Origin of the sequence: Pseudomonas sp. NPDC090203, from assembly GCF_044746765.1 — a bacterium.
In the GTDB taxonomy this organism is placed as follows: domain Bacteria; phylum Pseudomonadota; class Gammaproteobacteria; order Pseudomonadales; family Pseudomonadaceae; genus Aquipseudomonas; species Aquipseudomonas putida_AD.
The window spans coordinates 96,124-122,430 of sequence record NZ_JBIVCV010000012.1; the positions used below are offsets into that span (position 1 = coordinate 96,124).

General features: G+C 63.5%; 21 protein-coding genes. 15 read left to right on the forward strand and 6 right to left on the reverse strand.

Annotation, left to right across the window (positions count from 1 at the left end):
- Positions 1 to 117: 117 nt before the first annotated feature.
- The 3 genes from ACIPO9_RS20530 to ACIPO9_RS20540 all read left to right on the forward strand — a co-directional run bounded on the left by ACIPO9_RS20530 (position 118) and on the right by ACIPO9_RS20540 (position 4,804).
- Positions 118 to 1,854: a PTS fructose-like transporter subunit IIB gene (locus ACIPO9_RS20530; protein ID WP_400783140.1), complete on the forward strand. Its 1,737-nt coding sequence runs from the start codon at positions 118 to 120 to the stop codon at positions 1,852 to 1,854.
- Between the two features lie 206 nt (positions 1,855 to 2,060).
- Complete coding sequence (locus ACIPO9_RS20535; RefSeq protein ID WP_400783142.1) at positions 2,061 to 3,626, forward strand: alkaline phosphatase D family protein; 1,566 nt, start codon at positions 2,061 to 2,063, stop codon at positions 3,624 to 3,626.
- Between the two features lie 236 nt (positions 3,627 to 3,862).
- On the forward strand, positions 3,863 to 4,804 hold the full coding sequence (locus ACIPO9_RS20540) for an AEC family transporter (RefSeq protein WP_400783144.1): 942 nt from the start codon (positions 3,863 to 3,865) through the stop codon (positions 4,802 to 4,804).
- 120 nt (positions 4,805 to 4,924) lie between these two features.
- Here the strand turns inward: ACIPO9_RS20540 and ACIPO9_RS20545 are convergent, their stop codons facing one another.
- The 5 genes from ACIPO9_RS20545 to gatC form a co-directional block, all read right to left on the reverse strand.
- Positions 4,925 to 5,977, reverse strand: coding sequence for a calcium/sodium antiporter (locus ACIPO9_RS20545; protein ID WP_274136792.1), 1,053 nt, complete (start codon positions 5,975 to 5,977; stop codon positions 4,925 to 4,927).
- 59 nt (positions 5,978 to 6,036) lie between these two features.
- Positions 6,037 to 6,411 (reverse strand): septal ring lytic transglycosylase RlpA family protein, encoded by a 375-nt coding sequence (locus ACIPO9_RS20550; protein WP_400783147.1) that lies wholly within the window; start codon positions 6,409 to 6,411, stop codon positions 6,037 to 6,039.
- Positions 6,412 to 6,557: 146 nt separating this feature from the next.
- Positions 6,558 to 8,003, reverse strand: a complete 1,446-nt coding sequence (gene gatB / locus ACIPO9_RS20555) for an Asp-tRNA(Asn)/Glu-tRNA(Gln) amidotransferase subunit GatB (protein ID WP_400783149.1) — start codon at positions 8,001 to 8,003, stop codon at positions 6,558 to 6,560.
- Positions 8,004 to 8,014: 11 nt separating this feature from the next.
- Positions 8,015 to 9,466 carry an Asp-tRNA(Asn)/Glu-tRNA(Gln) amidotransferase subunit GatA gene (gene gatA / locus ACIPO9_RS20560; protein ID WP_400783152.1) on the reverse strand — a complete coding sequence of 484 codons (1,452 nt, stop codon included), beginning with the start codon at positions 9,464 to 9,466 and terminating at the stop codon, positions 8,015 to 8,017.
- A 15-nt stretch (positions 9,467 to 9,481) separates the two neighbouring features.
- Complete coding sequence (gene gatC, locus ACIPO9_RS20565; RefSeq protein ID WP_074755999.1) at positions 9,482 to 9,769, reverse strand: Asp-tRNA(Asn)/Glu-tRNA(Gln) amidotransferase subunit GatC; 288 nt, start codon at positions 9,767 to 9,769, stop codon at positions 9,482 to 9,484.
- Positions 9,770 to 9,978: 209 nt separating this feature from the next.
- Here gatC and mreB point away from each other — a divergent pair, with 209 nt between their 5' ends.
- The 8 genes from mreB to tldD all read left to right on the forward strand — a co-directional run bounded on the left by mreB (position 9,979) and on the right by tldD (position 21,693).
- Entirely contained in the window at positions 9,979 to 11,016 is a 1,038-nt protein-coding gene (mreB, locus tag ACIPO9_RS20570) for a rod shape-determining protein MreB (protein WP_020292894.1), read from the forward strand.
- A 233-nt stretch (positions 11,017 to 11,249) separates the two neighbouring features.
- Complete coding sequence (gene mreC / locus ACIPO9_RS20575) at positions 11,250 to 12,383, forward strand: rod shape-determining protein MreC (RefSeq protein WP_400783291.1); 1,134 nt, start codon at positions 11,250 to 11,252, stop codon at positions 12,381 to 12,383.
- Positions 12,383 to 12,874: a rod shape-determining protein MreD gene (gene mreD, locus ACIPO9_RS20580; RefSeq protein WP_037012599.1), complete on the forward strand. Its 492-nt coding sequence runs from the start codon at positions 12,383 to 12,385 to the stop codon at positions 12,872 to 12,874. Before mreC ends, mreD begins: the two co-directional genes overlap by 1 nt.
- A gap of 262 nt (positions 12,875 to 13,136) precedes the next feature.
- Complete coding sequence (locus ACIPO9_RS20585) at positions 13,137 to 13,748, forward strand: Maf family protein (RefSeq protein ID WP_400608819.1); 612 nt, start codon at positions 13,137 to 13,139, stop codon at positions 13,746 to 13,748.
- Positions 13,745 to 15,202 (forward strand): ribonuclease G, encoded by a 1,458-nt coding sequence (rng, locus tag ACIPO9_RS20590; protein WP_274133993.1) that lies wholly within the window; start codon positions 13,745 to 13,747, stop codon positions 15,200 to 15,202. Before ACIPO9_RS20585 ends, rng begins: the two co-directional genes overlap by 4 nt.
- 168 nt (positions 15,203 to 15,370) lie before the next feature.
- The gene (locus tag ACIPO9_RS20595) at positions 15,371 to 19,186 is read left to right on the forward strand and encodes a YhdP family protein (protein WP_400783154.1); all 3,816 of its coding nucleotides are present in this window, start codon (positions 15,371 to 15,373) and stop codon (positions 19,184 to 19,186) included.
- Between the two features lie 213 nt (positions 19,187 to 19,399).
- The gene (locus tag ACIPO9_RS20600; RefSeq protein WP_274133995.1) at positions 19,400 to 20,251 is read left to right on the forward strand and encodes a carbon-nitrogen hydrolase family protein; all 852 of its coding nucleotides are present in this window, start codon (positions 19,400 to 19,402) and stop codon (positions 20,249 to 20,251) included.
- Between the two features lie 2 nt (positions 20,252 to 20,253).
- Complete coding sequence (tldD, locus tag ACIPO9_RS20605; RefSeq protein ID WP_400783156.1) at positions 20,254 to 21,693, forward strand: metalloprotease TldD; 1,440 nt, start codon at positions 20,254 to 20,256, stop codon at positions 21,691 to 21,693.
- Positions 21,694 to 21,828: 135 nt separating this feature from the next.
- Here the strand turns inward: tldD and yjgA are convergent, their stop codons facing one another.
- Complete coding sequence (gene yjgA / locus ACIPO9_RS20610; RefSeq protein ID WP_274133997.1) at positions 21,829 to 22,350, reverse strand: ribosome biogenesis factor YjgA; 522 nt, start codon at positions 22,348 to 22,350, stop codon at positions 21,829 to 21,831.
- 93 nt (positions 22,351 to 22,443) lie between these two features.
- Between yjgA and pmbA the strand changes: the two genes are divergently transcribed.
- The 4 genes from pmbA to ACIPO9_RS20630 all read left to right on the forward strand — a co-directional run bounded on the left by pmbA (position 22,444) and on the right by ACIPO9_RS20630 (position 26,307).
- A complete protein-coding gene (pmbA, locus tag ACIPO9_RS20615) occupies positions 22,444 to 23,790 on the forward strand; it encodes a metalloprotease PmbA (protein ID WP_400783159.1) in 1,347 nt (448 codons plus the stop codon).
- A 247-nt stretch (positions 23,791 to 24,037) separates the two neighbouring features.
- Positions 24,038 to 24,433: a FagA protein gene (locus tag ACIPO9_RS20620; protein ID WP_400608810.1), complete on the forward strand. Its 396-nt coding sequence runs from the start codon at positions 24,038 to 24,040 to the stop codon at positions 24,431 to 24,433.
- Complete coding sequence (locus tag ACIPO9_RS20625) at positions 24,426 to 25,802, forward strand: class II fumarate hydratase (protein ID WP_400783162.1); 1,377 nt, start codon at positions 24,426 to 24,428, stop codon at positions 25,800 to 25,802. The genes ACIPO9_RS20620 and ACIPO9_RS20625 overlap by 8 nt, the downstream gene beginning before the upstream one ends.
- A gap of 43 nt (positions 25,803 to 25,845) precedes the next feature.
- Entirely contained in the window at positions 25,846 to 26,307 is a 462-nt protein-coding gene (locus tag ACIPO9_RS20630; protein ID WP_274134001.1) for a hypothetical protein, read from the forward strand.

The window sequence follows — 26,307 nt, forward strand, 5'->3', positions numbered from 1 at the left end:
GCACGGCTTGCCGGCGGGAGCGGTGTATCAGACACCATTTTCGTCACAGTTATGACGCCCCCGCCGGCAAGCCGTGCTGCTACGTGTAGCGTTTAAATCTATAAGAGAGGAAGTGTGATGAAGTTAGCCATCGTTACGGCCTGTCCGAACGGCAAGATCAGCAGCGTCCTCAGCGCCCGTCTGCTCGATGCGGCGGCCCAGCGACAGGGTTTCAGCACCTGCGTGGAAGTGCATGACCCGCGGCATCCCGAGAAGCAGATGTCTGCCGCTGATATCCAGGCCGCCGATTGGGTATTGGTGGTCAATACCGGGCCGCTGGACCTGGCGCGTTTTGTCGGCAAGCGGCTGTTTCAGTCGACACCGGCCCAGGCGCTGCAGGACGTCGACGCTTTCCTGCGCTGGGCCAGCGAGCAGGCTAGCGTCCATACCGCCAGCGCCCCTGTCGAGGCGCAAGCAGCGGTGGGCAAGGTGCCGCGTCTGGTGGCGGTGACCGCCTGCCCGACTGGTGTGGCGCATACCTTCATGGCCGCCGAGGCGATTGCCCAGGCGGCGAAGAAGCTCGGGTTTGAGTTGCAGGTTGAAACCCAGGGCTCCGTCGGCGCACGCAACCCGCTCAGCCCCCAGGCAATCGCCGAGGCCGACGTGGTTTTGCTGGCCGCCGATATCGAAGTCGCGACCGAGCGTTTTGCCGGCAAGCGAATCTATCGCTGCGGCACCGGCATCGCCCTCAAGCAGTCGGAAGCGACCCTGAAAAAAGCCCTGGCAGAAGGGGAGGTCGAGTCGTCGGCTTCTGTCGCCAAGGCGCCAGGCAAGAAAGAAAAAACCGGGGTCTACAAGCACCTGCTGACTGGCGTGTCGTTCATGCTGCCAATGGTGGTGGCTGGCGGCCTGTTGATCGCGCTGTCGTTCGTGTTCGGTATCACCGCCTACAAGGAGCAGGGCACGCTGGCCGCCGCCTTGATGCAGATCGGCGGCGATGCGGCCTTCAAGCTGATGGTGCCGCTGCTGGCGGGGTACATCGCCTATTCCATCGCCGACCGGCCCGGCCTTGCCCCCGGCATGATCGGCGGCCTGCTGGCGAGCACCCTGGGCGCCGGGTTCATCGGCGGGATCGTGGCAGGTTTTCTGGCCGGTTACAGCGCGGCGGCGATCAACCGCTACGCGAAGCTGCCGGCCAGCGTCGAAGCGCTCAAGCCGATCCTGATTATCCCGTTGCTGGCGAGCCTGTTCACCGGCCTGGTGATGATCTACGTGGTCGGCAAGCCGGTGGCCGGCATGCTCGAAGGGCTGACCCTGTTCCTCGACAGCATGGGCACCACCAACGCGATCCTGCTGGGAGTGTTGCTGGGCGCGATGATGTGCGTGGACCTGGGCGGGCCGATCAACAAGGCGTCCTATGCGTTCTCGGTGGGGCTGCTGGCGTCCCAGAGTTACGCACCGATGGCCGCTGCGATGGCCGCGGGCATGGTGCCGCCGATCGGCATGGGCATCGCCGCGCTGATCGCCCGCCGCAAGTTCGCCCAGAGCGAGCGTGAAGCGGGCAAGGCGGCGTTCGTGCTGGGGCTGTGCTTCATCTCCGAAGGGGCGATTCCGTTCGCCGCCAAGGACCCGCTGCGGGTGATCCCTGCGAGCATCGTCGGCGGCGCGCTGACGGGGGCGTTGTCGATGTTCTTCGGCTGCAAGCTGATGGCGCCCCATGGCGGGCTGTTCGTGCTGCTGATCCCCAATGCGATCAACCATGCATTGCTGTACCTGCTGGCGATCGTGGCGGGCAGCGTGGTGACGGGCGTGTTGTATGCCGTATTGAAACGGCCTGAGGTTGTCGAGTTGGATGCGGTGCCTGCTGGCGCTTGATGCCAGCCGCACTGACGCCGTCGCGGGCAAGCGCGCTCCTACAGGCGAGCGCGGACGCTTGTAGGAGCGCGCTTGCCCGCGACGGCGGCGGTCCAGATATCGCGCGTTATCAGGCCGATCGCGTGCATTGCTGAGTGTGCTGTAACACTTCCCCAACATTGCATTGCTAGGGTCCTCTTTTTGCCATTCATGAGAGAGGAACAGCAATGACCCGGTTCGACCTGACACGCCGCCGAATCATTCAAGCCGCTGGCGCCGGATTGCTGTTGCCGGGGTTGGCGCCTGCGGTCATCGCCTCGGTCAAGGACCGTCCGAAAATGACCGATGGCGTGCAGTCCGGCGATCTGCTCGGTGACCGCGCCATGGTCTGGAGCCGCAGTGACCGGCCCTCGCGCATGGTGGTCGAGTGGGACACACGCAGCATGTTCAGCAACCCGCGCCGCGCCGTCTCGCTGCTGGCCGACCAGCGCACCGATTTCACCGCTCGTGTCGAGCTGACCGGCCTTCCCACTGATCAGGCGATTTTCTACCGCGTGTTCTTCGAAGACGCCCAGACCGGCGTCGCCAGCGAACCCTGGTTCGGCCATCTGCGCAGCGTGCCGCAGACCCGTCGCGACATCCGTTTCGTGTGGAGTGGCGACACCGTCGGCCAAGGCTTCGGCATCAACCCGGACATCGGCGGCATGCGCATCTACGAGGCCATGCGCCTGCGTCTGCCGGACTTTTTCATCCACAGTGGCGACACCATCTACGCCGACGGCCCGGTGCCTGCCGAGGTGGTGACCGAGGGCGGCCGTATCTGGCGCAACATCACTACCGAGGAGAAGAGCAAGGTCGCCGAAACCCTGGATGAGTACCGCGGTGCCTACCGCTACAACCTGATGGACGAAAACCTGCGCCGCTTCAACGCCGAAGTGCCGCAGATCTGGCAATGGGACGACCACGAAATCACCAACAACTGGTCGCCGAGCAAACAGCTGGATGATCGCTACAAGGTCAAGGACATCAATGTGCTCACGGCCCGGGGGCGCCAGGCATTTCTGGAATACGCGCCCATGCGCCTGCAAAGCGCCGACAATGGCGGGCGGGTCTATCGCAAGCTCAGCTACGGGCCGATGCTCGATGTGTTCGTCCTCGACATGCGCAGCTACCGCGATGGCAACGATGCGAACCTGGCCGACAAGCCGGGGCCGACCACGGCGTTTCTGGGTCGCGAACAGCTCGACTGGCTCAAGCGCGAGCTCAAGGGCTCACAGGCGCAGTGGAAAGTCATCGCCGCCGACATGCCCATCGGCCTGGGCGTGCCGGACGGTGAAATCAGCCCCGGTGTGATGCGCTGGGAGGCCATCGCCAACACCGACAATGGCGCACCCAAGGGCCGGGAACTTGAAGTGGCCGAGCTGCTGGGCTTCCTGCGTCAACAGAAGATCCGCGACACCGTGTGGCTCACGGCCGATGTGCACTACTGCGCAGCCCATCACTATCACCCGGACCAAGCGGTGTTTCAGGATTTCGACCCGTTCTGGGAGTTCGTCGCCGGCCCGCTGAACGCAGGCAGTTTCGGGCCCAATACACTGGACAAGACCTTTGGCCCGGAGCTGGTGTTCCAGAAGGCTCCGCCCGCCCAAAACACCTCGCCGTTTGCCGGGTTCCAGTTTTTTGGCGAGGTGAACATCGAAGGGCAGAGCGGCGAGATGACCGTGACCCTGCGGGATCTGGATGGGGTTGCGGTGTTCGAGAAGAAATTGCAGCCCTCGGATCACACCGCCTGACCTCCGTCCGCCGCGCCGCGTAACCGATCGTCGGGCGCGACGCATAGCCCTGTAGGAGCGCGCTTGCCCGCGACGACGGTGTGTCAGGCGTAGAAGATCCAGCAGACACACCGCCATCGCGGGCAAGCGCGCTCCTACAGTCACCAGTTGTACGATAACTCTGCAATTGCCGGTAACACTTGCCTCGCCGCTGGCCTATCATTAGCCACCTAACGACGGGACAGGGTTTAGCGTGCATGCTGGCAATTTTCTGGGAAACCCTGAGCATCACCGCGCCGGTGTTCGCCATGCTGTTTCTGGGCGTGGTACTCAAGCGCGTCGGCTGGATCGACGACGGCTTCATTCACACCGCCTCATCGCTGGTGTTCAACTGCACCATGCCGGCACTTCTGTTCCTGGGCATCATCCACGCCGACCTGCACGCCGCGCTGCAACCGGGCGTGCTGGTCTATTTCATCATCGCAACCCTGGCAGGCTTTGCGCTGGTGTGGGGCTGGGCGATCTACCGGGTGCCCTTCGTCGAGCGCGGTATCTATGTGCAGGGCGCGTTTCGCGGCAATAACGGGGTGATCGGCCTGGCGCTGGCCGCCAGCATGTACGGCGACTACGGCATCTCCCTGGGGGCGATTCTCGCGGCGCTGGTCATCCTGTTTTACAACACCCTCTCCACGGTGGTGCTGGCGGTGTACAGCCCGGTGATCAAATCCGACCCGTGGAGCATCTGCAAAAGCGTGGTCGCCAACCCGCTGATCATCAGCATCGTCGCGGCAACGCCCTTTGCCTATTTTCAGATCGGCCTGCCGAAATGGCTCGATACCTCCGGCAGCTACCTGGCGCAGATGACCCTGCCGCTGGCATTGATGTGCATCGGCGGCACGCTGTCGCTCAGGTCTCTGCGTGAAAGCGGCTCGCTGGCCATTGGCGCGAGCATGATGAAGATGGTCTGGCTGCCGCTGATCTGCACCTTCGGCGCCTGGCTGCTGGGTTTTCGCCACGCGGAGCTGGGCATCCTGTTCCTGTACTTTGGTGCACCCACCGCCTCGGCCAGTTTCGTCATGGCGCGGGCGGCGGAAGGCAATCATGAACTGGCGGCGTCGATCATCGTCATGACCACCCTGGCGGCGGCCGTGACGACGAATATCGGGATATTCATTTTGCAGTGGGGCGGGTGGATTTAGCCAGACACCCCTGATTGTAGGAGCGCGCTTGCCCGCGACCGCGGAGTGTCCGGCAACCTGTCGGCGACTGGCACACCGCCGTCGCGGGCAAGCGCGCTCCTACAGACGGAAATCGGAGTGTCAGTGCTGTCTGCGCCATGCCCGGAAGGTCGTGACCAGAACGCCTACCGCCAACACCGGCAATGCGTAATGAATCATCAAGCGCTCCAGCCGTTCGGCCAACGGCATACCGGTGGTGAACGACACGATGTGCAGCCCGTACACCGCGTACAGCCCCAGCAGCAACAGGCCTTCGAGCCGGGTGATGCGGTAGCCCGAATAGAACAGCGGCAGGCACAGCAGGGCGACGCCGAGCATCACCGGCAGGTCGAAATCCAGGGCATTGGGCGAGATCGACAGCGGGCCGGTGGCGATCAGCGACGTGATGCCCAGCACCCCCAGCAGGTTGAACAGGTTGCTGCCGATGATATTGCCCACCGCGATGTCACGTTCGCCGCGAACGGCGGCGACCAGCGAGGTCATCAGCGCGGGAAGTGAAGTGGCCCCGGCGATCACCGTCAGGCCGAACACCCGCTCCGACAGGCCCAGGTCGGTGGCTACCACCACGGCAGCGCCTACCAGCAGATGGCTGCCCAGAATCATCAGGGTCAGGCCCGCGCCCATCAGCGCCAAGCGCAGTATGATCGGCCAGGTCCGGCGCCGGGGCAGGTCGTCGGTGCTGGCAGTGTGGCGCACGCCGTGGGCAAACTGGCGGGACACCACCAGCAGATAACCCGCCAGCGCGATCAGCAGGATCACCCCGTCGACGTTGCTCAGCTCGCCATTCCACGCTAGTGCGGCGACCAGCAGTGTGGCGCCGATCATCAGCGGCAGATCCACCCGCACCAGTTGCCGGGCCACGCGCAGCGGAATGATCAACGCTGACAGGCCGAGGGTGACCAGGATGTTGAAGATGTTGCTGCCGATCACGCTGCCCACGGCGATGTCGGTGCTGTCAGTCAGCGCCGCCTGCAGGCCGACGGCCATCTGCGGGGCGCTGCTGCCCAGCGCGACGACAGTCAGCCCGAGGAACAGCGGACGGGTTTTCAGCAGGGCAGCCAAGGTCACGGCGACACGCACCGACAGCTCGGCGCCGACAATCATCAGCAGAAGACCACAGGCCAGCTCGATCAGCGTGGGCAGTGGCAGGGTCGACAGGGCAAGAATTCAGGGCACCTTCAAATCGGTCAGGGTCAGTCGTCGAGGGCTTGCACCCGCACTTGGGCGGTTCCGCTGCGCAGCATACCCAATTGTTCGGCAGCCCGGCGGGAGATGTCGATGATTCGGCCCCGGGTATGCGGGCCGCGGTCGTTGATACGGACGATGACCTTGCGGTCGTTGTCCAGGTTGGTGACCTGCACCCGAGTGCCGAATGGCAACTGGCGGTGGGCGGCGGTCAGGGAATTCTGGTCGAAGCGTTCACCGCTGGCGGTGCGCTTGCCTTGATGGCGCGAGCCGTAATACGACGCGCCGCCGGTGGCGTTGTAACCGTGTGGATCGATGATGCCTTCGCTGGCGCAACCGGCCAGCAGGGAGAGCAAGGCGCAAGCGCCGAGGAGCCGCCACATGAAAACAGTCCTTGTGCGATTTTCGATGGAACCTGTAGGAGCGCGCTTGCCCGCGATTGGTTCTGTCATCCGGCACATGCCTTTGTGACTAAATGCAATCGCGGGCAAGCGCGCTCCTACGGTTCATACGCGTACCGCGTTCTCCATCAACCTTCCAGCTTGCGCTTCAACACTTCGTTGACCTGCTGCGGGTTGGCCTTGCCCTTGGAGGCTTTCATGGCCTGGCCGACGAAGAAGCCGAACATCTTGCCGCGCTTGGCTTCATCGGCGGCGCGGTACTGCTCGACCTGCTCGGCGTTGGCGGCCAGCATGTCGTCCAGGATCGACTCGATGGCGCCAGTGTCGGTCACCTGCTTGAGACCGCGCTTCTCGATGATCTCGTCAGCGTTGCCTTCACCATTGGCCATCGCCTCGAAGACCATCTTGGCGATCTTGCCGGAAATGGTGTTGTCGGTGATGCGCTTGAGCATGCCGCCCAGCTGCTCGGCGCTGACCGGCGATTCGTCGATCTCCACGCCTTGCTTGTTCAGCAGCGAGCCCAGTTCCACCATCACCCAGTTGGCCGCAAGCTTGGCGTCGCCGGCGATGCCGACCACCTGCTCGAAGTAATCCGCCTGTTCACGGCTGGAAGCCAGCACGCTGGCGTCGTACAGCGACAGGCCGAACTGCGACTGGAAGCGCTCGCGTTTTTGCGGCGGCAGTTCCGGCAGGCTGGCGCGGGTCTGCGCAAGGAACGAGTCCTCGATGATCACCGGCAGCAGGTCGGGGTCTGGGAAGTAACGGTAGTCGTTGGCTTCTTCCTTGCTGCGCATGGCGCGGGTTTCGTTGGTGTTCGGGTCATACAGGCGCGTCTGCTGGATGACCTTGCCACCGTCTTCGATCAGGTCGATCTGGCGCTGGATTTCGCTGTTGATCGCCTTCTCGATGAAGCGGAACGAGTTGACGTTCTTGATCTCGCAGCGGGTGCCGAACTCGACCTGGCCAACCGGGCGAATCGACACGTTGCAGTCGCAACGCAGCGAACCTTCGGCCATGTTGCCGTCGCAGATGCCCAGGTAGCGCACCAGCGCGTGCATCGCCTTGACGTAGGCCACCGCTTCCTTGGCCGAACGCATGTCCGGTTCGGAAACGATTTCCAGCAGCGGGGTGCCAGCACGGTTCAGGTCGATACCGGTCATGCCGCTGTAGTCTTCGTGCAGGCTTTTGCCGGCGTCTTCCTCAAGGTGGGCGCGGGTCACGCCGATGCGCTTGATGGTGCCGTCTTCCAGGGTGATGTCCAAATGGCCTTTGCCGACGATCGGCAGCTCCATCTGGCTGATCTGGTAGCCCTTGGGCAGGTCCGGGTAGAAGTAGTTCTTGCGGGCGAACACGTTGTGCTGGCCGATCTCGGCGTCGATGGCCAGGCCGAACTTGACCGCCATCTGCACCGCTTCCTTGTTCAGCACCGGCAGGGTGCCGGGCATGCCCAGGTCAACCAGGCTGGCCTGGGTGTTGGGCTCGGAGCCGAACGTGGTGGCGCTACCGGAGAAAATCTTCGATTGGGTGGTGAGCTGGGTGTGAATCTCCAGCCCGATGACGACTTCCCATTGCATGTGTTTTCTCCTTAGAAGCCCGCTGGCGCACGAGTGTGCCAGTCAGTGACTTGCTGATACTGATGGGCAACGTTGAGCAGGCGGCCTTCCTGGAAGTACGGCGCGAGCAGTTGCACGCCCACCGGCAAGCCATCGGCAAAACCGGCCGGCATCGACAGGCCCGGCAGGCCCGCGAGGTTGGCGGTGATGGTGTAGAAGTCTTCCAGGTACTCGGCGATCGGGTCGGCGTTCTTGGCGCCGATCTTCCAGGCCGGGTTCGGCGTGGTCGGGCCCAGGATCACGTCGACGTCCTTGAACGCGTTCATGAAGTCGTTCTTGATCAGGCGGCGGATCTTCTGCGCCTGCAGGTAGTAGGCGTCGTAGTAACCGGCGGACAGCGCGTAGGCGCCGACCATGATCCGGCGCTGCACTTCAGGGCCGAAGCCTTCGCCACGGGAGCGCTTGTACAGGTCAGTCAGGTCTTTCGGGTCTTCGCAGCGGTAGCCGAAGCGCACGCCGTCGAAGCGCGACAGGTTAGAGGAGGCTTCTGCCGGCGCGATTACGTAGTACGCAGGGATCGCGTGTTGCAGGTTCGGCAGGCTGACTTCCTTGACCACGGCGCCGAGCTTTTTCAGCTCTTCGACGCTTGCCATGACCAGGTCGGCGATGCGTGGGTCCAGACCTGCGCTGAAGTATTCCTTCGGCACGCCGATGCGCAGGCCTTGCAGCGAGCCATTGAGGCTGGCGCTGTAGTCCGGGACCGGCTCGTCGATGCTGGTGGAGTCATTGACGTCGAAACCGGCCATGCCTTGCAGCAACAGCGCGCAGTCTTCGGCAGTGCGGGCCATGGGGCCGGCCTGATCGAGGCTCGAGGCGTAGGCGATCATGCCCCAGCGCGAAACGCGACCGTAGGTCGGTTTCAGGCCGGTGAGGTTGGTCAGTGCGGCAGGCTGGCGGATGGAGCCGCCGGTATCGGTGCCGGTCGCGGCGGGCAACAGACGAGCGGCAACCGCCGCCGCCGAGCCACCGGACGAGCCGCCCGGTACGTGCTCAAGATTCCACGGGTTCTTCACCGCGCCGTAGTGGCTGGACTCGTTGGCCGAACCCATGGCGAATTCGTCCATGTTGGTCTTGCCAAGTGTCACGGTGCCAGCAGCGGCCAGCTTGGCGACCACGGTGGCGTCGTACGGAGCCTTGAAGTTGTCGAGCATCTTCGAGGCGCAGCTGGTGCGGATGCCCTTGGTGCAGAACAGGTCCTTGTGCGCCAGCGGGGCGCCCAGCAGCGCGCCGGTTTCGCCAGCGGCGCGGCGGGCGTCAGCGGCCTGGGCCTGGGTGATAGCCAGGTCTTGGGTGACGGAAATGAAGCTGTTGATCTGCGGGTCCAGCTGGGCGATGCGCGCCAGCAGGGAGCGGGTCAGCTCTTCGGAGGAAAACTTTTTGTCGGCGAGTCCGCGAGCGATCTCTGCCAGAGTCATTTGATGCATTGCAGGCTCATTCCCTTAGTCGATGACTTTCGGAACCAGATAAAGGCCGTCTTCGACCGCTGGTGCGATGGCTTGATAGGAATCGCGATGATTGGCTTCGCTAACCACGTCTTCACGCAGGCGTTGCGAGGCTTCGAGCGGGTGCGCGAGCGGTTCGATGCCGGTGGTGTCGACCGCCTGCATCTGGTCGACCAACCCGAGAATACTGTTCAGTGCTTCGGTAGTACGCGGGATATCGGCGTCATTGAGACCCAGTCGGGCCAGATGAGCGATTTTTTCCACGTCGGAGCGATCAAGCGCCATGGGGGTTTCTCCAGTGGAATGCGTACGGACTTAACCGTACGTCAGATTGCGGAACACTTCGCGATTTAGACGGTCTTAACGCCGCGATCTTCGAGGGTAGTGCTCGGAAAAACAGCCAATTTAACATATTGGCTCCTTGCCCAAAATCCCTGTCGTTGTTAGAGTTTGCCGCACTTTTTTACCCACGCGTTCCCTAGGGTCCCTTTCCCATGTTCAAGAAACTGCGTGGCATGTTTTCCAGCGATCTTTCCATCGACCTGGGCACTGCCAACACCCTTATTTACGTGCGTGAGCGCGGTATTGTCCTGAACGAGCCATCGGTTGTGGCCATCCGGACCCACGGAAATCAGAAGAGCGTCGTTGCTGTCGGGATGGAAGCCAAGCGCATGCTGGGCCGTACCCCGGGCAACATCGCTGCCATTCGTCCGATGAAAGACGGCGTGATCGCCGATTTCAGCGTGTGCGAAAAGATGCTCCAGTATTTCATCAACAAGGTTCACGAAAACAGCTTCCTGCAGCCTAGCCCTCGTGTGCTGATCTGCGTGCCGTGCAAATCCACCCAGGTTGAGCGTCGCGCCATTCGCGAATCGGCCCTGGGCGCCGGTGCACGTGAAGTGTTCCTGATCGAAGAGCCAATGGCCGCTGCCATCGGTGCCGGCCTGCCGGTCGAAGAAGCCCGCGGCTCGATGGTCGTCGATATCGGTGGTGGTACCACTGAAATCGCCCTGATCTCGCTCAACGGTGTGGTTTACGCCGAATCCGTACGTGTGGGCGGCGACCGTTTCGACGAAGCGATCATCACCTACGTGCGTCGCAACTACGGCAGCCTGATCGGTGAATCCACCGCAGAGCGCATCAAGCAGGAAATCGGTACTGCCTACCCGGGCGGCGAAGTGCGTGAAGTCGACGTACGCGGCCGTAACCTGGCAGAAGGCGTGCCACGCGCCTTCACCCTGAACTCCAACGAAGTGCTGGAAGCGTTGCAGGAATCCCTGGCAACCATCGTTCAGGCCGTGAAAAGCGCGCTGGAGCAATCGCCTCCGGAACTGGCTTCGGACATCGCCGAGCGCGGTCTGGTGCTGACCGGTGGTGGTGCGCTGCTGCGTGACCTGGACAAACTGCTGGCCCAGGAAACCGGTCTGCCGGTCATCGTCGCCGAAGACCCGCTGACCTGCGTGGCTCGTGGCGGTGGTCGTGCGCTGGAAATGATGGACAAGCACACCATGGACCTGCTCTCCAGCGAATAAGTCGCCGGATTGCACCATGATGTCGAACGGGTGGCGCTTATGGCGCTGCCCGTTTGTGTCTGACCTGTTGACGTCCCGCTCTTGTATTGAGAGCTTGACGCTGCAAGGCTTGCACACCTTATTTCCGTCAACCCGCACCAGGCCGGTTTCATGTCCCATGAATAAGCACAGCCAAACACAAGCATCCCTGGAAGGAGCGGCCCATTAAACCGCTTTTCTCAAAGGGCCCGTCGCTGGGCGTTCGTCTGTTGGTGCTGGTCGTCCTGTCCGTGGCCGTCATGGTCGTGGATGCGCGTTTCACCCTGCTCAAGCCCGTTCGCAGCCAGATGTCGCTGGTGCTGATGCAGTCGTACTGGATCGCCGACCTGCCCGAACGTTTGTATCAGGGCGTTGCCAGCCAGTTTGGCAGCCGCACTGAACTGGCCGCCGAAAACGAAAAACTCAAGACCGAGAACCTGCTGCTCCAGGGTCGCCTGCAAAAGCTGGCTGCGCTGACCGAGCAGAACGTGCGTCTGCGCGAGTTGCTCAACTCCTCGGCGCTGGTCAACGAGAAGGTCGAAGTCGCCGAACTGATCGGCATGGACCCCAACCCCTTCACCCACCGCATCATCATCAACAAGGGTGAGCGCGATGGCGTGGTGCTCGGCCAGCCGGTGCTCGATGCCCGCGGCCTGATGGGGCAGGTGGTCGAGTTGATGCCGTACACCTCCCGCGTGCTGCTGCTGACCGACTCCACCCACAGCATTCCGGTGCAGGTGAACCGCAACGGCCTGCGCGCGATTGCCAGCGGTACCGGCAACCCGGAGCGCCTGGAACTGCGTCACGTGGCTGACACTGCCGACATCAAGGAAGGCGACCTGCTGGTGAGTTCCGGCCTGGGCCAGCGCTTCCCGGCGGGTTACCCGGTGGCGACGGTCAAGGAAGTGATTCACGACTCCGGCCAGCCGTTCGCGATCGTTCGCGCCGTGCCGACCGCCGCCCTGAACCGCAGCCGTTACCTGCTGCTGGTGTTCTCTGATGGCCGTTCGCCCGAAGAGCGCGCTGCCGATGCCGCGCAACAGCAGGAATCACTCGACCGCCAGGCCGCCGATCCGTCTGCCGTGCCGTCAGCCACCGTGCCGGGCGCTGCGCCCGCCGCGACGCCGAACAAGCCAGTGGTTCCGGCCACCGTGCCCAAACCTGCCCACAGCACGTCTACGGCCCCGGCTGCCGCTCCTGCCGCTGCACCGGCAAGCAACACGCCAGCAACGACGCCGGCCAAGCCTGCGGCGAGCAAACCGCCTGCCCATCAACCGGCCAAGCCCGCTGCGCCCAAGCCTGCAACGCCTGCGCCGGCCCCTGCGGCAACGCACGAGAGGGAAGAATAATGGCTCGTCACGCCCCTGCGCGAAACGGCTGGGTGGTCTGGCTGACATTCGTCATCGGCCTGCTGCTCAGTGTTTCTCCGCTTCCGCAATTCATGGAAATCTTCCGCCCGCTCTGGCTCGCGCTGCTGCTGGCGTTCTGGGCGCTGGCATTGCCGCACAAGATCGGCATGGTTACCGCCTGGATGCTGGGCCTTGCCGAGGACGTACTCTATGGCACCTTGCTTGGCCAGAACGCGCTGATCCTGACGCTGATTACCTTTCTGGTGCTGTCGCTGCAGCAGCGTCTGCGCATGTTCCCGATGTGGCAGCAATGCCTGGTGATTCTGGTGATCTTTGGCCTGGCGCAGTTGGTGCAGCTGTGGCTCAGCGCATTGACCGGCAACCGCCAGCCGACGCTGGCGCTGGTGTTGCCGGCTCTGGTCAGTGCCCTGCTGTGGCCGTGGGTCAGTTATGGCCTGCGCGGATTGCGGTTGCGCTTGAAGATCAATTGAGGACTGCTTTTGATTCTGGCCGCAGGCCGTAGGAGCGTGGCTTGTCCCGCGATCTGGCGCGTAGCGGCAGCGAAACCATACAGCCCGGTTTCATCAGACATAATGCATTCACCGGTTTTGCTGCCGGTTCCCGGCAGATCGCGGGACAAGCCACGCTCCTACGCCCTTCGGGCAGAAGCGGGATCTGCGGCGAGGATCGACGGAAGCGTCACCCGTTTTCACGCAACGCCTAAGCTTGTGATCACTGACACGGAGACGTCCCATGCCACAACTTCTGCTCGCCTCCGGCTCCCCGCGTCGCCGGGAATTGCTGACCCAGATCGGCGTGCCGTTCACCACGCTCGCCGCCGATATCGACGAAACCCCGCTTGACCACGAAACCCCGGCCGCCTATGTCGAGCGTCTTGCCCGTGGCAAGGCCGATGCCGGTCTGTTGCAACTGGCCAATGACCCTGCGTACCCCACCGCCTGCGTGCTCGGCGCCGACACCGCCGTGGTGCTCGATGGCCGCATCCTCGGCAAACCCGTCGATGAGGCGGACGCCCTGGCCATGCTCGCCGCCCTGTCCAACCGCGAACACGAAGTCCTGACCGCCATCGCCGTGGTCGACGAGCAGCACTGCGAGACTCGCGTGATCACCAGCCGCGTGCGTTTCCGCGCGATTTCCACTGAAGAAGCCCGCGCCTACTGGGCCAGTGGCGAGCCGTGCGACAAGGCTGGCAGCTACGGGATTCAAGGACTGGGCGCCGTGTTCGTGGAACATCTGAGCGGCAGTTATTCCGCAGTGGTCGGCCTGCCTTTGTGCGAAACCGCAGAAATCCTGCAGCGTTTCGGCATACCCTGTTGGCAATGCCTGGAAGGTAACAAGCCATGAGTGAAGAGATTCTGATCAACATCACGCCGATGGAGTCGCGCGTGGCCGTCGTCGAGAACGGTGTGTTGCAAGAGGTTCACGTCGAGCGGACCCAGCGTCGCGGGATCGTCGGCAACATCTACAAAGGCAAGGTCGTGCGGGTGCTGCCCGGCATGCAGGCGGCGTTCATCGACATCGGCCTGGACCGCGCCGCGTTCATTCACGCCTCGGAAATTTCCATGCGCGAAGGCCCGGCCGTGGAGACCATCAGTTCGCTGGTCCACGAGGGCCAAAGCCTGGTGGTGCAGGTCACCAAGGACCCGATTGGCAGCAAGGGCGCGCGTCTGACAACTCAGTTGTCCATTCCGTCGCGCTACCTGGTGTACATGCCGCGCACCGCCCACGTCGGCATTTCCCTGAAGATCGAAGACGAAGCCGAGCGCGAGCGCTTGAAGCAGGTGGTCACTGACTGCGTGGCCAAGGAAGGGATCAAGGAGAAGGGCGGGTTCATCCTGCGCACAGCCGCCGAAGGCGCCGGTGCCGATGAGATCATGATGGACATCCGCTACCTGCGTCGCCTGTGGGATCAGATCAGCGAGCAGATCAAGACCATCAGCCCGGCCAGCGTCATCTACGAAGACCTGGGCCTGGCCCTGCGCACCCTGCGCGATCTGGTCAGCCCCCGCACCGAGAAGATTCGCATCGACTCGCGGGAAACCTTCCAGAAGACCACTCAGTTCGTGGCCGAACTGATGCCGGAAATCGCCGACCGCCTCGAACACTATCCCGGCGAGCGTCCGATCTTCGACCTCTACGGTGTCGAGGACGAAATCCAGCGCGCCCTGGAGCGCAAGGTGCCGCTCAAGTCCGGTGGGTATCTGGTGATCGACCCGGCGGAGGCGATGACCACCATCGACGTGAATACCGGCGCGTTCGTCGGCCATCGCAACCTTGAAGAAACCATCTTCAAGACCAACCTGGAAGCCGCCACCGCGATTGCCCGCCAACTGCGCCTGCGCAATCTGGGCGGCATCATCATCATCGACTTCATCGACATGGAAGACGGCGAGCATCAGCGGCAGGTGCTGCGTACGCTGGAAAAACAGCTGGAGCGTGATCACGCCAAGACCAACATCATTGGTATCACGGAGCTTGGGCTGGTGCAGATGACGCGCAAGCGCACCCGCGAAAGCCTTGAGCAGGTGCTGTGCGAGCCCTGCAGCAGTTGCCAGGGTCGGGGCAAGCTGAAAACCCCTGAAACCATTTGCTACGAGATTTTCCGGGAGATTCTGCGCGAAGCTCGTGCCTACCAGGCGCTGGGATATAGGGTGCTGGCCAACCAGAAGGTGGTGGATCGCCTGCTCGACGAAGAGTCGGGTAATGTGGCGGAACTCGAGGTGTTCATCGGCCGGACCATCCGTTTTCAGGTCGAAACCATGTATTCCCAGGAACAATATGACGTCGTGCTGCTCTGATCTGGCTCAAAACGTTTCTTGAAAGAATACCGAGCCCTCAGGGGCCGCAGGCATGGATGCCCTCCACAGAGATTGCTGCGTGACAAATGAGCAAAACCCGGACATACCCGCAACCGCACCAGTGAGCCGGATGCCATTTGCAGTCTCTGTGCACGGAGGCCCGGTGGCATGGAGCGTATGACGCGATTCTTCGCGGCCCTGACCCGTTGGGGCCTAAGCCTGTGCGCGCTGTTCGTGGTGCTGGTCGCGCTGTACGTCAGTGTGGGCCGGGAGCTGGTGCCGATGGTGGCCGAGTATCGCGCCGACGTCGAAGTCAAGGCGCAGGCCGCCGTGGGCATGCCGGTCAATATCGGGCGCCTGGAAGGCAGCTGGAGCGGCTTTGCCCCTGTATTCGTGGCGCGCGACGTGATGGTCGGGCAGGGCGCCGGCACCGTGCGCCTGGATCAGGTTCGGGCAGTGCCGGACCTGTGGGCCAGCCTCAAGGCGCGTCAGGTGCGCCTCGCCCGCCTGGAAGTGGACGGCCTGCAGTTGTCGCTCAAGGAGGACAAGGACGGCCACTGGGCACTGCAAGGGCTGCCCGTGCAGGACGACAAACCGTTCGACCCCGAGCAGGCCCTGACCCAGATGCGCATGGTGTCGCAGCTGTCGTTGTTCGACAGCCAGATCACCCTGCAACCCTACGAGCAATCCCCGCTGACCCTGACTTACGTCAGCATGACCCTGCGCACCGGCAGCTATCACCAGCGCCTTGACGCCCGGGTGACGCTGCCGGATGGCCAGCCGCTGTCGCTCAACGTGCGCTCGAAGATCCGCGCCAGCGCCTGGCGTGACGCCGAGGCCGAGGCGTACCTGAGCGTGCCCCAGAGCGACTGGTCCAAATGGCTGCCCAAGAGCCTGGTCGGCGACTTGCACATCAAGACCCTCAAGGCCGGTGGCGAATTCTGGCTGACCTGGGGCAAGGGCAACCTGCAAACCGCTGTCGCCCGGATCAACGCCCCGCAGTTCAAAGGAGCTTACGCGGATCGCAAGTCGTCGAAGCTGGACAACCTGGCGCTCAATGCCTGGTTCCAGCGCAGCGACACGGGTTTCAGCGTGGCCCTGGATTCGCTGGCAATGGACATCGCCAGCAAGCGCTGGGAAAGCCGGGTGCAACTGACACAGACTGCGGCAACGTCTGAGAGCGAAGAGCTGTGGCACGTACAGGCCGACCGGCTGGATCTGACACCGGTCACGCCGCTGCTCGATTCCCTGGCCCCACTGCCGGACAAGCTCATGGTGGTGCTCGATCACCTGAACGTCACCGGCGGCCTGCGCAACGTGTTGCTCGACTACCGTCCCAAGGCCGAAGGTGCCAAGCGCCTGGGCTTTGCGGCGAATCTGGACAAGGTCGGCTTCGACGCCTACCACGGCGCGCCCGCGGCAGGAAACGTCAGCGGCGCTATCAGCGGTGACCTCGGCGGCGGCGAACTGCGCCTGAACACCGACGATTTCATGCTGCACCTGGACCCGATCTTCAAGAACGCCTGGAATTACCGCCACGCCGATGCACGCCTGACCTGGGCGCTGGACGATCAGGGTTTCACGCTGATTGCGCCGTACATCAAGGTGCTGGGGGATGAGGGCAAGATCGCCGCCGATTTCCTGATTCGCCTGCATTTCGACCACGATCAGGAAGACTACATGGACCTGCGCGTCGGGCTGGTGGATGCCGACGGTCGCTACACCGGCAAATACCTGCCCGCCGTGCTGAGCCCGGCGCTGGATCACTGGTTGCGCACGGCCATTGTGAAGGGCGACGTCGAGCAGAGCTTTTTCCAGTACCAGGGCTCGATCAACCACGATGCGCCGGATGTGGCGCGGGTCATCAGCCTGTTCTTCAAGGTGCATAACGCCACCCTGGACTTCCAGCCTGGTTGGCCACAACTGACTGGCGTGGACGGCAACGTGTTCGTCGAGAACAGCGGCGTGCGGATCCGCGCCAACAAGGGCCAGTTGCTCGACACCCAGGTGCGCAACGTGGCCGTGGACGTGCCCCACGTGCCGTCCGGCCAGCCCAGCCACCTGCTGGTGGACGGCGATTTCAACGGCAGCCTGCAGGACGGCATGAAGATCCTCCAGGAAGCGCCCATCGGCACCGGCCAGACCTTTGCCGGCTGGCAGGCCGAAGGGCCGCTGCAAGGCCACATCAATCTGGACGTGCCGCTGGTCAAGGGCCAGGAGCCCAAGGTTGCGGTGGACTTCAACACCGACAGCGCGCACCTCAAGTTGCCTGACCCGGAGCTGGACCTGACCCAGCTCAAGGGCAACTTCCGCTTCGACTACAACAAGGGCCTGAGCGGCAAGAACATCAAGGCCATGGCCTTCGACAAGCCGCTGAACGCAGAAATTTTCGCCGAAGGCAAACCCGGTGCGCTGGTTACCCGGATCGCTGCCAGCAGCCAGATCGCTACCAAGCGCCTGACCGACTGGCTGGGCGTCACCCAGCCATTGCCGGTGTCCGGTGACTTGCCGTATCAGTTGCAGTTGACGCTCAACGGCGCCGACAGCCAGTTGCAGATCAACTCCAGCCTCAAGGGCGTGACGGTCGATCTGCCTGCGCCGTTTGGCAAGGCGGCCGACGACACCCTCGACACCGACTTCCGCATGAACCTGCAAGGCGCCGAGCGGCGTATCGGCGTTGGCTACGGCAATCTGGCGAATTTTGCCTTCGCGGCACCCGCCGGCAAGTTCGCCGACGGGCGTGGCGAGTTGTTTCTGGGTGAAGGCGGGGCGGTAGTGCCGGATGCCAAGGGCCTGCGTGTGCGCGGTTCGCTGTCCGAGCTCGATATCGCGCCCTGGCAGGCGATGGCGCAACGCTACGCCGGCAATGACCCAGGCGGCAGCGCCAAGCAGTTGCTCAGCAGCGTCGATCTGCAGATCGGCAAGCTGACCGCCATGGGCACGACCCTGGATCAGGCTGGCGTTCAGCTCAAGCGCAACGAAGCCAGCTGGAGCCTGGCCCTGGACAGCGCCAAAATCAAGGGCTCGGCGACCTTGCCGGACAGCAAGGCCACGCCGGTCGATATCAATCTGCTTTACGTGCGCCTGCCAGCGCCGGACCCGAACGCCGCCGTGGTGGAAAACGCCCCGGATCCGCTGGCAGACGTCGATCCGCACAACATTCCGGCGATGAACATCAAGATCACCCAGCTGTTCCAGGGCGATCAACTGATGGGCGCCTGGTCGCTCAAGGCGCGTCCGACGGCCAATGGCATCCAGTTGTCGGACATGGACCTGGGCCTCAAGGGCATCTCCCTGGTCGGCAATGGCGGCTGGGAAGGCACGCCGGGCTCGACCAGCAGCTGGTTCAAGGGCCAGGTGGCGGGCAAGAACCTGGCCGACGTGCTGAAAGCCTGGGGCTTTGCACCGACCGTCACCAGCCAGTCGTTCGAGATGAACGCCGATGGCCGCTGGCCCGGTTCGCCAGCCTGGGTGGGCTTGAAGCGCTATTCCGGCAGTCTGGATGCGACCTTGAAGAACGGTCAGTTCGTGGAAGTCGAGGGCGGCGCCCAGGCGTTGCGGGTGTTTGGCCTGCTCAACTTCAACTCCATCGGGCGGCGCCTGCGCCTGGACTTCTCGGACCTGCTGAGCAAGGGCTTGAGCTATGACCGGGTCAAAGGGCTGCTGGTGGCCAGCGATGGCGTCTACGTGACCCGCGACCCGATCACCATGATCGGGCCGTCGAGCAATCTGGAGCTCAACGGCACGCTGGACATGGTCCGCGACCGGGTCGATGCGAAGCTGCTGGTGACGTTGCCTGTGACCAACAACCTGCCGATTGCCGCGCTGATCGTCGGCGCGCCAGCCATTGGCGGGGCACTGTTTCTGGTCGACAAGCTGCTGGGTGATCGCGTCGCGCGCTTCGCCAGCGTGCAATACAAGGTCGAAGGCCCGTGGAAAGAGCCTAAAATCACCTTCGACAAGCCGTTCGAGAAACCACAGTAAGGCCAGACCAGGCCAGGCGCCTGTAGGAGCGCGCTTGCCCGCGATTACGGTGGGTCAGCTACACATGTGTTGGCTGAAACGACGCCATCGCGGGCAAGCGCGCTCCTACGGGACCGAGGCGACACCGGATTCCTCCGGCATCCCCGGTTCCCGGTGCGCGCTCTTGGGGCTGTCTTGGAGTACAGTGCAGTTCTATCGATCAAGGAGCGTTCAATGTCCTTCGCTGTGATTCAGATGGTCAGCCAGAGCGATGTCCAGGCCAATCTGGCCCGCGCCCGGGCGCTGCTGGAACAGGCTGCCGCATCGGGTGCTAGGCTTGCCGTGCTCCCCGAGAACTTCACGGCCATGGGCCGGCGTGACGTCGCTGCCATCGGTCGCGCCGAAGCCCTGGGCGAAGGACCTATCCTGCCATGGTTGAAACTCGCCGCCCGTGACCTCAAGTTATGGATAGTCGCCGGGACATTGCCGCTGCCGCCCCAGGGCCAGCCAGACGGCAAGGTCACGGCGTGCTCGTTGCTGATCGACGATCAGGGCCAGCAGGTGGCGCGCTACGACAAGCTGCATCTGTTCGATGTGGACGTGGCCGACGCCCGTGGCCGCTATCGCGAATCCGACGACTACGCCCACGGCAACAACGTGGTGGTGGCCGATACACCCGTGGGCAAGCTGGGTCTGACCGTGTGTTACGACCTGCGCTTCCCCGAGTTGTACACAGCCCTGCGAGAAGCCGGGGCCGAATTGATTACCGCGCCGTCGGCCTTTACCGCCGTGACCGGCGCGGCGCACTGGGAAATCCTGCTGCGCGCGCGTGCCATCGAAACCCAGTGCTATGTGCTGGCGGCCGCGCAGGGCGGGGTTCATCCGGGGCCAAGGGAAACATTTGGGCACGCAGCGATCATAGATCCATGGGGCCGCGTGCTGGCCGAGCAGGCACAGGGTGAAGCCGTGCTGCTGGGCCAACGAGACAGTGAAGAGCAAGCGTCCATACGGGCGCGGATGCCGGTTACCAACCACCGGCGATTTTTTTCGCAGGACGCCTTGCGGCCTGCCAATACCCCGGAGTGAATATGAGCGACTTGTCCTCTGTCAGCGAACACCTTCTGGCGCCAGGCGGCCTGAGCATCGACAGCCTGCAATCGGTGCTGGGGGAGCTTGCCGGTCCCGGGATCGACGCTGCCGACCTGTATTTCCAGGGCCAGATTTCCGAGTCCTGGGCGCTGGAAGACGGCATCGTCAAGGAAGGCAGTTTCAATCTTGATCAGGGCGTCGGCGTGCGTGCGCAATCGGGTGAGAAAACCGGTTTTGCCTACAGCAACGCGATCACCCCTGAGGCCCTGAGCCAGGCCGCCCGTGCGGCCCGCTCGATCTCCCGCGCGGGGCAAAATGGTCGCGTGCAGGCCTTCACCACCCAGGACGTGGCCCAGCTCTACGCGCCGGACAACCCGCTGGAAGTCATGACCCGCGCTGAAAAGGTCGATCTGCTCAAGCGCGTCGATGCCGCCACCCGCGCCCTGGACCCGCGTATCCAGCAGGTTTCGGTGAGCATGGCCGGGGTCTGGGAACGCATTCTGGTGGCCTCCACCGATGGCGGCCTGGCCGCTGACGTGCGCCCGCTGGTGCGCTTCAACGTCAGCGTGATCGTCGAGCAGAACGGCCGTCGCGAGCGCGGCGGCCACGGCGGCGGCGGGCGTACCGATTATCGTTATTTCCTCCAGGAAGACCGCGCCATGGGCTATGCCCGCGAAGCGCTGCGTCAGGCGCTGGTCAATCTGGAAGCGATTCCGGCCCCGGCTGGCACGCTGCCAGTGGTGCTGGGTTCCGGCTGGTCCGGTGTGCTGCTGCACGAAGCCGTGGGCCACGGCCTGGAAGGCGACTTCAACCGCAAGGGCAGTTCGGCCTACAGCGGGCGCATGGGCGAAATGGTTGCTTCCAAGCTCTGCACCATCGTCGATGACGGCACCCTGGCCGGGCGTCGCGGCTCGCTGAGCGTGGACGACGAAGGCACGCCGACCGAATGCACCACGCTGATCGAGAACGGCGTGCTCAAGGGCTACATGCAGGACAAGCTCAACGCCCGCCTGATGGGCGTGGCGCGCACCGGTAACGGCCGTCGCGAGTCCTACGCGCACCTGCCGATGCCGCGCATGACCAACACCTACATGCTGGGCGGCCAGAGCGATCCGGCTGAAATCATCGCGTCGGTGAAGAAAGGCATCTACTGCGCCAACCTTGGCGGTGGCCAGGTCGATATCACCAGCGGCAAATTCGTGTTCTCCACCAGTGAGGCCTACCTGATCGAAGACGGCAAGATCACCGCGCCGGTCAAGGGCGCGACGCTGATCGGCAACGGTCCGGAGTGCATGAGCCGGGTGTCGATGGTCGGCAACGACCTGTCGCTGGACAGCGGCGTGGGGACGTGCGGCAAGGACGGGCAGTCAGTGCCGGTAGGTGTGGGTCAGCCGACGCTGAAGATCGATGCGATCACTGTGGGTGGTACAGGCGGGTAAGGTGGACGCTGCCCCCGTAGGAGCGCGCTTGCCCGCGATGGCGTCAGGCCAGACACCTTGATGTCGGCTGACACACCGCTTTCGCGGGCAAGCGCGCTCCTACAGGAAGCAGGGTGTAGCAGGTGAGCAGCAGATTTAACGCAACCCGCGCTTGGTTTCGTCCAGGTCGCGGATGTATTTGAAGATTTTACGGGACGCGGTAGGGGCCTTGTTCTGCTTGGCTTCGTGCTGGGCCTGACGGATCAGCGAACGCAGTTGCTGGCGGTCGGCATCGGGGTATTCGACCACGAACTGCTCAAGCGTCTCGTCGGTGCCGCCGGTCAGGCGATCACGCCAGCGTTCCAGGTTGTGGAAACGCTCGTTGTATTGACGCGTGGAGGCATCGAGCTGATCGAGCAGGACCAGGATTTCATCCAGGTTCTGGTCGCGCATCAGCCGGCCAATGAAGGAAATGTGGCGTTTGCGCGCGATATGCGCGGTGTGCTTGGGAGCATCGGCCAGTGCGCGACGCAATTCGTCGGTCAGAGGCAGCTTGGCCAGCACATCGGGTTTGAATGTCGTCAAGCGTTCACCCAGATCCACCAGAGCGGCGAGCTCTCGTTTGACCTGGGATTTGCTTTTCTCTCCGTCGAAGGAGTCGTCGTAAGAATCAACCATGGGGGCCGTCCGCAAATAAACGCCGCCATGATAACCAGTCAGGGACCAATTGTCCGGCCCGGCTGCCGAAATCGGAATTTGATGGAGTAAGTCATGAGTGCATCAGAAAGCGTCGGCCCACAGGCTTTGCCAGCCCTGCAGCAGCAGGTCGAGCAGATCGTCGCCGAAGCCAAACGCCAGGGCGCGAGTGCCTGTGAAGTCGCTGTGTCGCTGGAGCAGGGGCTGTCGACGTCGGTTCGCCAGCGCGAAGTCGAAACCGTCGAGTTCAACCGTGACCAGGGTTTTGGCATCACCTTGTATGTGGGCCACCGCAAAGGCTCGGCCAGCACCTCGGCCAGCGGCCCGGATGCCATTCGCGAAACCGTCGCGGCGGCACTGGCCATCGCCAAACACACCTCCGAAGACGAAAGCTCGGGCCTGGCCGATGCCGCGCTGATGGCCCGGGAACAACCGGATTTTGACCTGTTCCACCCTTGGGACATCAGCCCTGAGCAGGCCATCGAGAAGGCGTTGATCTGCGAAGCGGCAGCTTTCGATGCCGACAGCCGGATCAAGAACGCCGACGGCACCACCCTGAACGTGCATCAGGGCTGCCGCGTGTACGGCAACAGCCACGGCTTCATCGGCGGTTATGCGTCGACGCGCCACAGCCTCAGTTGCGTGATGATCGCCGAAAAAGACGGCCAGATGCAGCGTGATTACTGGTACGACGTGAACCGTCAGGGCGAGCTGCTGATGGACGCCAGACTGATCGGCAAGAAGGCTGCTGAGCGCGCCGCCAGCCGCCTTGGCGCGCGCCCGGTGCCGACCTGTGAGGTGCCGGTGCTGTTTTCGGCGGAACTGGCGGGCGGTCTGTTCGGCAGTTTCCTTGGAGCGATTTCCGGCGGCAACCTGTACCGCAAGTCGTCGTTCCTCGAAGGCGCCATGGGTCAGCGGCTGTTCCCGGAGTGGATGACCATCGACGAGCGCCCACACCTGATGCGCGCCATGGGCAGCGCGGCGTTCGACGGTGACGGCCTGGCGACCTACGCCAAGCCGTTCGTCGAAAACGGCGATCTGGTGTCCTACATCCTCAGCACTTACTCGGGCCGCAAGCTGGGCCTGCCAAGCACCGCCAACGCCGGCGGCGTGCACAACCTGTTCGTGTCCCACGGCACGGAAGACCAGGCCGCGCTGATCCGGCGCATGGGCCGTGGCCTGCTGGTCACCGAGCTGATGGGCAGCGGCCTGAACATGGTCACCGGTGACTATTCCCGAGGCGCGGGGGGTTACTGGGTCGAGAACGGCGAGATCCAGTTCGCCGTCCAGGAAGTGACCATTGCCGGCAACATGCGCGACATGTTCAAGCAGATCGTCGCCGTTGGCAGCGATCTGGAGATCCGCAGCAACATTCGCACGGGGTCTGTGCTGATCGAGAAGATGATGGTGGCGGGAAGCTGAATTCCCCCGTTAACGCAGTAACCCAAAGGCCTGCCCCGGATTCGGCGCAGGCCTTTTTCTTTGCCCCACCACCGCCCCTGTAGGAGCGCGCTTGCCCGCGACCGCGGTGGCCTGTCCCTGATGGGGTAACTGACACACCGCAGTCGCGGGCAAGCGCGCTCCTACGGGGTGGTACTCAATGTCGGGGTTGTTTTGATTCTTAAACTCATTTAATAATGAATATCATTCGCTAAATGAGCCCGGGGTCATGAGCACTGTCCTCCACGAATCGCCTTACCTGGAAAACTGGCGCGCGCTGAGTTTGCGCGTACGCTGCGCCGTGGCGCCGGACGAGCCGCGGGGCATCGAGCATTACCTGGCCGAAGGCCGGTATCTGGCGCGCTTCACGGCCACCCCGCAGACCCTCATCGCCGAAAGCACCTTCCGCCTGCTGCTCGACACCGCCCGTGACACTGCGCTGCCCTGGCACTGGCGCTGCCTGTGCCTGGATCAGGCCTGGCGCCCGTTGCGCGACCTCAAGGTGCTCGCCCACAGCAATCATCAACGCCAACGCTGGCAGGCCTTCGCCCATCAACTGGCGACCTGCGTGTTGCAGCCCTCGATTTCTCTCGCTGAACTGATGCAAGGATCTCTTGATGAGTAATACCCGTATTGAACGCGACAGCATGGGCGAGTTGCAGGTCCCGACCGAGGCCCTGTACGGCGCGCAGACCCAGCGTGCGGTGAACAACTTCCCGATCAGCCGGCTGCGCATGCCGGCCCAGTTTGTCCGTGCATTGCTGCTGGCCAAGTCCGCTGCCGCCCAGGCCAACCTCGAACTCAAGCAGATCAGCGAAGGCCAGAGCAAAGCCATCGTCACCGCCTGCAAGGAACTGCTGTCAGGCGACTACATGGCGCATTTTCCGGTGGACGTGTTCCAGACCGGCTCCGGCACCAGCACCAACATGAACGCCAACGAGGTGATCGCGACCCTCGCCAGCCGTGTGCTGGGCGAGCCGGTGAATGCCAACGATCACGTCAACTGCGGCCAGAGCAGCAACGACATCATCCCGACCACCATCCACGTCAGCGCCGCGCTGGCGATCCATGAGCAGCTGTTGCCGGCGCTGGCGCACCTGATCCAGGTCACCGAGCGCAAGGCCGAACAGGTTCACTCGTTCGTCAAGACCGGCCGCACGCACCTGATGGACGCCATGCCGGTGCGCATGAGCCAGGTCCTCAACGGCTGGGCGCAACAGCTCAAGGCCAACGTCGAACACATCGAGAACCTGCTGCCCAGCCTTCAGGCGCTGGCTCAGGGCGGCACCGCCGTGGGCACCGGCATCAATGCTCACCCTGAATTCGCTTCGCGCTTTGCCGGCCATCTGAGTCGCCTGAGCGAAGTCGGCTTCGTGCCGGGCAAGGACCTGTTCGCGCTGATCGGCTCGCAAGACACCGCCGTTGCAGTCTCCGGCCAGCTCAAGGCCACTGCCGTGTCGCTGATGAAAATCGCCAACGACCTGCGCTGGATGAACTCCGGCCCCCTGGCAGGCCTTGGCGAGATCGAACTGGAAGCCCTGCAGCCGGGCTCCTCGATCATGCCAGGCAAGGTCAACCCGGTGATTCCGGAAGCCACCGCCATGGTTGCCGCGCAAGTCATCGGCAACGATGCGGCGATCACCGTCGCGGGGCAGTCGGGCAACTTCGAGCTGAACGTGATGCTGCCGATCATCGCCCACAACCTGCTGCAAAGCATCGAGCTGCTGGCCAACTCCAGCCGCCTGCTGGCGGACAAGGCCATCGCCACCTTCAAGGTCAACGAAGCCAAGCTCAAGGAAGCCTTGTCGCGCAACCCGATTCTGGTCACCGCGCTGAACCCGATCATCGGCTACCAGAAGGCTGCGCACATCGCCAAGACCGCCTACAGCGAAGGTCGGCCGATCATCGACGTGGCCCTTGAGCACACCGAACTTGATCGCGTCCAGCTGGAAAACCTGCTCAACCCGGAAAAACTCACTGCCGGCGGGATCTGACCCGCCGTCGCCACCACCCACGCCCCGTCTCAGGAGACGCGCCATGGAGCATTGGAAAAGCACCATTCTCAAAGGCAATAGCTGTTTCAACCGTGGCGACCTGATCGACGCGCGCGAGCTGTACCTGCAAGCGCTGGCGCTGGCCCAGGTGCTGCTCGAGCGCTGGAGCGACCCGGACGAGGCGGTGGCGGCGTTCGTGATTTCCCACCACAACCTGGCGGACCTGCACCTGAGCCTCAATCAACCGGAGGAGAGCGCCGAGTACCTGTGCTCGGCGCACCAGCGGCTGTTGCAGGTGATCCAGAACCAGCGCCTGAGCGCGGGCTTGCGTCAGGCCGCGTTCCGCCACAGCAACAAGACCTACAGCGAACTGTTGGGCTTCATCAACGAACACGGTGAATACCCACGCACCCATCGCCTGCTCAACAGCAGCGGCGAACACTCACGCTCGGCGCTACAGCGCAACGCCGCTGCCGCCGGCACCTTGTCCTTCGGAGTCCATTGA